This is a genomic window from Haemophilus sp. HMSC066D02 (assembly GCF_001810545.1).
GTDB lineage: Bacteria > Pseudomonadota > Gammaproteobacteria > Enterobacterales > Pasteurellaceae > Haemophilus_D.
In genome coordinates, this window is record NZ_KV801808.1 from 103,209 (window position 1) to 110,333 (window position 7,125).

At 37.7% G+C, this 7,125-nt stretch carries 7 protein-coding genes; 3 read left to right on the plus strand and 4 right to left on the minus strand.

From position 1 onward, the window contains the following. Nucleotides 1-27 precede the first annotated feature (27 nt). The 4 genes from cpxA to yejK form a co-directional block, all read right to left on the minus strand. The gene (gene cpxA / locus HMPREF2750_RS05920; protein ID WP_070583041.1) at nucleotides 28-1,431 is read right to left on the minus strand and encodes an envelope stress sensor histidine kinase CpxA; all 1,404 of its coding nucleotides are present in this window, start codon (nucleotides 1,429-1,431) and stop codon (nucleotides 28-30) included. Beyond that, entirely contained in the window at nucleotides 1,431-2,138 is a 708-nt protein-coding gene (locus tag HMPREF2750_RS05925) for a response regulator (protein ID WP_070583042.1), read from the minus strand. Before HMPREF2750_RS05925 ends, cpxA begins: the two co-directional genes overlap by 1 nt. Before the next feature lie 63 nt (nucleotides 2,139-2,201). Further along, on the minus strand, nucleotides 2,202-2,615 hold the full coding sequence (gene bamE, locus HMPREF2750_RS05930; RefSeq protein ID WP_070583043.1) for an outer membrane protein assembly factor BamE: 414 nt from the start codon (nucleotides 2,613-2,615) through the stop codon (nucleotides 2,202-2,204). A 62-nt stretch (nucleotides 2,616-2,677) separates the two neighbouring features. Then, nucleotides 2,678-3,694, minus strand: a complete 1,017-nt coding sequence (gene yejK, locus HMPREF2750_RS05935; protein WP_070583044.1) for a nucleoid-associated protein YejK — start codon at nucleotides 3,692-3,694, stop codon at nucleotides 2,678-2,680. Between the two features lie 139 nt (nucleotides 3,695-3,833). On the opposite strand from yejK, the gene HMPREF2750_RS05940 reads away from it, so the two are divergent. The 3 genes from HMPREF2750_RS05940 (at nucleotide 3,834) to HMPREF2750_RS05950 (ending at nucleotide 6,979) form a co-directional block, all read left to right on the plus strand. Beyond that, nucleotides 3,834-4,052 (plus strand): YejL family protein, encoded by a 219-nt coding sequence (locus tag HMPREF2750_RS05940; protein WP_005698664.1) that lies wholly within the window; start codon nucleotides 3,834-3,836, stop codon nucleotides 4,050-4,052. Nucleotide 4,053: 1 nt separating this feature from the next. Then, entirely contained in the window at nucleotides 4,054-5,796 is a 1,743-nt protein-coding gene (locus tag HMPREF2750_RS05945; protein ID WP_070583045.1) for a DUF3413 domain-containing protein, read from the plus strand. Nucleotides 5,797-5,986: 190 nt separating this feature from the next. Further along, nucleotides 5,987-6,979: an amidohydrolase family protein gene (locus HMPREF2750_RS05950; RefSeq protein ID WP_049383223.1), complete on the plus strand. Its 993-nt coding sequence runs from the start codon at nucleotides 5,987-5,989 to the stop codon at nucleotides 6,977-6,979. Nucleotides 6,980-7,125 lie beyond the last annotated feature (146 nt).

Here is a 7,125-nt window from a genome sequence, read left to right on the forward strand (position 1 = left end):
ATGAAAATATCGCCTTTTATTTTTGGATTAATGTTGTTTCCATAATGGGAGTTGAATCGTGACGGCAAGTCCACCTAAGTTACTGGATTCTGCCCATACTTTTCCATTGTGTTCATTCACTACATTATAGACAATTGTTAAACCTAGTCCTGTTCCGCCAGTGGCTCGTGTTCTGGTTTCATCAACTCGATAGAATGGTTTAAAGATTTTATCAAATTCTTCTGGTGGTAATCCCAAGCCATTATCATCTACTCGAATTTGCAGACAATTATCATCCTGTTCATTTTTATGTAAATCAATGGTTAAGAAAATACGATCTTTCGTGTATTTCAATGCATTTCGAATGATATTTTCAATCGCACTGGTGAGCAAACTTAGGTTGCCATAAATCATATGTTTTTCAGGATGTAAAATAGAAATATTGATATCGCAGGTAATATGGCGCTGCTCAGCTTCAAATAAGGCATCTTTTATCACATCATCCCAAAGCTGATTAATAGGGAATAAATTATGCTCCATTTGAGAATGCATTTGTTGACGAGAAATGAGTAACAACTCGCTAATCATTTTGTCCATTCGTTGGATTTCTTTCTCAATGCGTTTAACTGGCTCAATATCACCCGTTTGATGGCGAACCAAGGCTGTGGAAAGTTGTAAACGTGTCAGTGGTGTTTTTAATTCATGAGAAATAGAGGAGAGTAGATTGTGTTGATTAGAAATGAGATTATCAATCGCAATCGACATCTTGTTAAAGCTTTGACCTACTTCTCGTAATTCTGATGGACCATGATTTGCTAATTCATTATCAACTTTAAAGTTTCCTAATGCCACGCTATTAGCCGCCTTTTGTAAATTAGTAATCGGTTTGACGATAGTATGTGTAAACCACCAAAGTAAAGGCGTTGTAATAATTAAGGTTAAGAGTAATAAGACCCAGGGATGGTCAAGCATATACCGTAGAATTTCTTGTTGGCCGTTTGCACGAGATACAAAGAATAATTCGGAGGATTGTTCAGCGTCACCAATATAGACTTTAAAAGGTCCTGCAATTTGAATATCTTTAAAGGTTTTACGTTGTGGTTGGGCAAAGTTACTTGACTCTTGTGCGAACTGAGCAATATGCATTCTTTCTTCGCCTAAAGCGCCGAAGATTTCTTTTTCCGGCGTCATGATAACAGGACGAGCTGAGTCGAATTTATCAGTTGGAAGCACAGGAACGCCTGCGAGGATACCATTGATTCTATTGTTACGAATCGATTCGACGAGTTTCTTTTGATAGCTCGATATTTCATTTTGATTTAAATCTGAGTATAAGCGGCTATCAAAATAAGGGAGGGCAACCAAAAGCGCGGTCATGGCAAAGAATGCTAACCAAAAGACAGTGAATGTGCGTATAGTGAGCTGATTTAAGCTGAATTTCTTAATAAGCATTATTCACAAACCAATAAATAACCACGACCACGTAGCGTTTTCAGCCATGGTAAGCCATTGTCTCTTTCTGGAAGTTTTTTGCGCAAGTTTGACATATGCATATCAATCGAGCGATCGAAAGGAGAAAGGTGTTTGCCAAGCACATTCATACTTAATTCTTCACGAGAGACAATTTGTCCCGGACGAAGTATGAGTTTGTGGAGTAGTGCAAATTCAGAGCCAGTTAGACCGAGATCTTGGCCTTTATAAGAGGCTTGCTGAAGACCAGAGTGAAGCACTAAGCCAGCAAATTCCAATGTATTTTCTTCAGATGGAAGTGTGGTCGAATTTTGTGTTTCTTTTTCTGATGGAGCGGCACGACGCAAAATAGCCTTAATACGGGCAACCAATTCACGATCGTTAAATGGTTTTGGCAAATAATCATCGGCACCAAGTTCTAAGCCCAACACACGATCGATTTCTTCACCACGTGCAGTAAGCATCATTACAGGGACGTTTGATGTTTGACGAATTTTCTTGAGTGTTTCAATGCCGTTTAATACAGGCATCATGACATCCAATAAAACTAACTGGTGACTTGAATTTAACTTGTCTAATGCTTCTTGACCATTATTTGCAATTTCGACTTCAAAACCAGTCAGTCGTAAAACTTCTGCAAGCAAATCTGTTAGTTCAATATCATCATCAACTAATAGAATTTTTGACATTTTTATTCCCTTGTAATACAACGAACCTGCTTGATATGACAAGCAGGTACTATTTTTTTATGACTACCAGAATTTCCACCAGCTTTTCTTGCCTGCGTTTTCAGGTGTGCTGATAATAGTATTATTTTCGTCTTGTTTTGCCACTTCAGGTAATGGTTTATCTAATTCTGCACTGCTCACTAAACCGTTTTGATCGAATTTCACTGTAAATGTGTGCTGTTCAGGTTTTTGGTAAGAGTGTTGTTGTAAGAACACGTAATACCAAGTTAAGTTACTATAAGGATCAATTAAAACCGGTGTGCCAAGTAAATATTGTACTTGTTGGGCTGTCATGCCTGGTTTTACTTGTGCCACAGTGGTCGCTTCTAAATAGTTACCTTGTGGTACATCAATACGATAAACGACTTTTTGCACTGTTGAACAAGAAGTTAAACTTAATGCTAAAACAACTGCACCTAAAAATGTTCTTAATTGCATATTTTTTACCTTTTACTGCAAAGTTATGTCGAATGATACCGAAACTTTATGATCTTGCCAAATTAATTATCGCACTTTAATGCTTTTTGAAGTTGATCTTTCAGATTTGGTGGTATCCCTTTGATTGTTAAAGTATCTGTAAGTGGATCCCATTCAATACGGTTATTCAATAAATCCGCATCAAAACTTAATGTCACCCCTTTACCGGAACCTGAAAATTTCGTTAATGTTTTTAAGGCTGAACGTACTGGTGGAATCGTTTCTTCCAAGCCGTAATCTTGCTCTTCTGTAAAGGTGACAAAAGGGCGCTCGTTTAGAGTCGGCAAATTAGCTGAAAGTTCAGTTAATGCGATCTCGTCGCCGCTTGCTAATTGACCTTTACAGTATTCAAATACCTGTTTTTTGACTGCTTGGGTTTGTTCTTTATTTAGTTCACCTTGTTCACAGTAGTCACTGACTGCTTGTAATAAGCATTGATTTTGAACTTGTGGATTTAACCCTTCTTCTGCACCCAAGAAATCCATAAAGAAGTCACTAATTTTACGGCCAACACGACCTTTAATGAAGGTAAGGTAGCGGTTTGAGTTTGCATTTACTTGTAAATCCGTTAAGTTGATACATGCCGCAATATCAAATTGTGTGATATCTAAGTATTCTGTACGGTGAATTTCAAGATTTTCGTCAACTAACATGCTGATACGACTATCTAACAGGGCGATGAATAGATAATCCGTCGCTAAAAAATTATATTGGCATAGGATAAGCGTACCGCTGTCTGCAAAATTATATTTGCCCAATTCTTGCGCTAATAATTTCGTAGATTGTTGGCTGAAATTTAAAAAGTTGATTTCATTTTCTAATAAACGATTCAGATCTTGCGCAAAAATAGAGTTCTCTTGGAAGACACCAAAAGCTTTGCCTTTATTTTGATAACCTTGATGTAATTGCAACATCATTTGTTCGACTTCTGGCGTAATGGTGAGAAGCTCATCACGCAACACGCTTTCCATCGTAGTGGTTTCATTTTCAGCGTGCTTAACTAATTGATGTAGCACGATTTGATTAACCGTAATGCTCATAATTTTTTCCTTCATAAAATTTGCCTTAAATTATAACCGCACTTTTTATGCAAGAAAAAAGAAATTATTCAGATTGAGCAAATTATCGGGTATGATATGAGAAGTTTTTTTGTATTTAGAACAGGCTTAAACATTCCAAATGGCTCAACATTCAAAGTATTCCGATGGGCAAGTTAATGCCATCATTAACGATATGATTAGCGTGCTTGAAACTCACAAAGCGCCCGTTGATCTTTCTCTTATCGCTTTAGGCAATATGGCCAGTAATTTATTGACCACTAGTGTGCCAGCTGCACAGCGTGAAGCATTAGCACAAGCCTTTGCCAACTCTCTAATGAATTCGGTAAAAATAAAATAAAATGTTTTGGTTTAAAAAGAGCAAATTCAACGGACGTGAATACCGTGAAGAAACCTCACGAAAAATTTCGTGGGGACACTGGTTTGCTTTTTTTAACATTATTATCGCAATTCTTATTGGCAGTCGTTACGCTTTTCTCATTGACTGGCCGGACACCTTACTCGGCAAAATTTATTTTTTCATCAGCTTATTAGGCCATTTCAGCTTTTGTGTTTTTGCTTTGTATTTGCTGGTTATATTTCCGCTGAGTTTTATCATAAAGAATCACCGTACTTTCCGTGGGCTAACGGTGATTATCGCGACAATTTGCACCACTTTACTGCTGTTTGATACAGAAGTATTTAATCGCTTTAATATCCACCTTTCTTCTATTGTTTGGAATTTGTTAGTGAACCCTGAAAAGGGCGATCTTTCACGGGATTGGCAAATTTTCTTTGCACCGATGCCGATTATTTTGCTAATCCAAATGCTTTTCTCCCGTTGGAGTTGGGAAAAATTACGTAGTTTAGAGCGTCAGAAATGGCTGAAGAAAGTGGGATTAATGCTGACATCTACTTTTGTTGCAACACATTTAATTTACGCTTGGGCGGATGCATTTTTATATCGTCCGATTACCATGCAACGCTCAAATTTCCCGCTTTCTTATCCAATGACTGCTCGAACCTTTTTGGAAAAACAAGGGTTCATTAATGCGGAAATATACTCTCAGCGCTTAGAGCAAGAAGGGCGTTTAGATGCATTAAAACTTGATTATCCGAAAAAAGACCTTCAGTTTGAGCAAGTTGAGAACAAACCAAACATCCTCGTGATTACCGTTTCAGGCTTACGTTATGATGCCCTGACTGGTGAGAAAATGCCTAAATTGTTTGAATTTGCCACAAGCTCGACTCAATTTATGAATCATTACAGTAGTGGCAATACAAACAATGCGGGCTTAGTGGGCTTATTCTATGGACTGAATGCGAATTATACAGACAGTATTTTGAGTAATCATACGTCGTCGGTATTAATTAAGAAGTTACAAGATGAGAAATATCAATTTGTCGCTTATTCGTCTACGGCATTTAAAGACAGTTTATTTAAACAAGCCTTGTTCCGTAATGTGAAATTACCTAAAGTGAAAGCCTCTTCGCCAAAAGAAGAGATAAATGGTGTTTTATCTCTCTTAAAAGAGGATAGACCTTGGTTTGCTTATATGGATTTAGATATTGCAGATCAAACGGAAGAAAATTACACCAAATCGCTTGCAGATATTGATCAACAAATTGATGGCACTTTAGCATCAGTCTCTTTAGATAATACCATTGTTATTATTACAGCAGAGCATGGTACAACGTTTAATAAGCTGGATGAAAAAGCACAAGAAAATTATTTTGGTCGTGATGAAATCCAAGTGCCGTTTATTGTTTACTGGAAAGATTTACCGGTGCAAGAAGTGACAAAATTAACAAGTCATACCGATTTATTGCCAGCATTGATGTCGTCGATCTTTAAAGTGAAAAATCCTGTTTCAGATTATGCGCAAGGTCGTAATTTATTTGAGCTTAATGGCGATCCTTGGGTGTTGGCATCGAATTTCCGTTGGAATGTCATTATTCAGCCGGATGGCACACAGTATCATATTGATCGCAAAGGAAACTATAAGAAATTTGACCGCACTTATACTGAGCAATCTTCTAGCCGTCCACCACTCGGGTTGTTCTTGGATGTTTTTAAACAAGAACGTTCTTTTGTCAATAAATAGATAGCTTTTTTGTGCTTAAAATTTTATACTTTGCACCCAGTTGAAAGACTGAAAAGATGTTATTAATTAAAATCTGCGAATTTTTCATAACATTGCAAACAATTCACAATAGACCAGATCCTTATTGGGTTTGCTTTTCAATTAATACACTTCTCGTCTCTCTTTTCCTTTCTTTTTTGGCGGAGTTATTATGAGAAATCACGTTCGTAGCTTTAAAACGTTTATTCGAGACGAAATCATTAAAAAAGGTGGCTGGGTTAATGCCCATGCTCACGCAGATCGTGCTTTTACAATGACACCTGAAAAAATTGGCATTTATCACAATAGTAATCTTCAACAAAAATGGGATTTAGTGGACGAAGTTAAACGTACATCAAGTGTTGATGATTATTACGCCCGTTTCTGTCAATCGATTGAGCTGATGATTTCCCAAGGGGTGACGGCATTTGGTACTTTTGTGGATATCGACCCGATTTGTGAAGACCGAGCCATCATTGCTGCGCACAAAGCTCGCGAAGTCTATAAACATGACATCATTTTGAAATTTGCAAATCAGACCTTAAAAGGGGTCATTGAGCCAGAAGCACGCAAATGGTTTGATATTGGCTCAGATATGGTGGATATGATTGGAGGCTTGCCTTATCGAGATGAGCTTGATTATGGTCGCGGTCTTGAAGCAATGGATATTTTACTTGATACGGCTAAATCTCGCGGCATTATGTGTCATGTGCATGTGGATCAATTCAATTCTCCGAAAGAAAAAGAAACTGAGCAGCTTTGTGACAAAACCATCGAACATGGTATGGAAGGTAGAGTCGTGGCGATCCATGGTATTTCCATTGGTGCACATAGCAAAGAATACCGCTATAAACTTTATGAAAAAATGCGTCAGGCAAAAATGATGATGATTGCTTGTCCAATGGCGTGGATTGATAGTAACCGAAAAGAAGATTTGATGCCTTTCCATAATGCCTTGACACCGGCAGATGAAATGATTCCAGAAGGGATTACAGTCGCGTTAGGTACGGATAATATCTGTGATTATATGGTGCCACTTTGTGAAGGGGATTTATGGCAAGAGTTAAGCTTGCTTGCTGCTGGCTGTCGCTTCCCACATCTTGATGCAATGGTTGATATAGCAAGTATCAATGGACGTAAAGTGCTAGGTTTAGAGCCAGTTTAATCCAAAAAATTAGATAGAAGTGCGGTCATAAAATGAAAAGTTTTGTGGCCGTTTTTATTTATAAGATAAAACAGAACTAATGCTAATTTGACTGATTTAAAAAAGGACTTCAAGAAAAGTGGTGGGCGATACCGGTCTCGAACCAG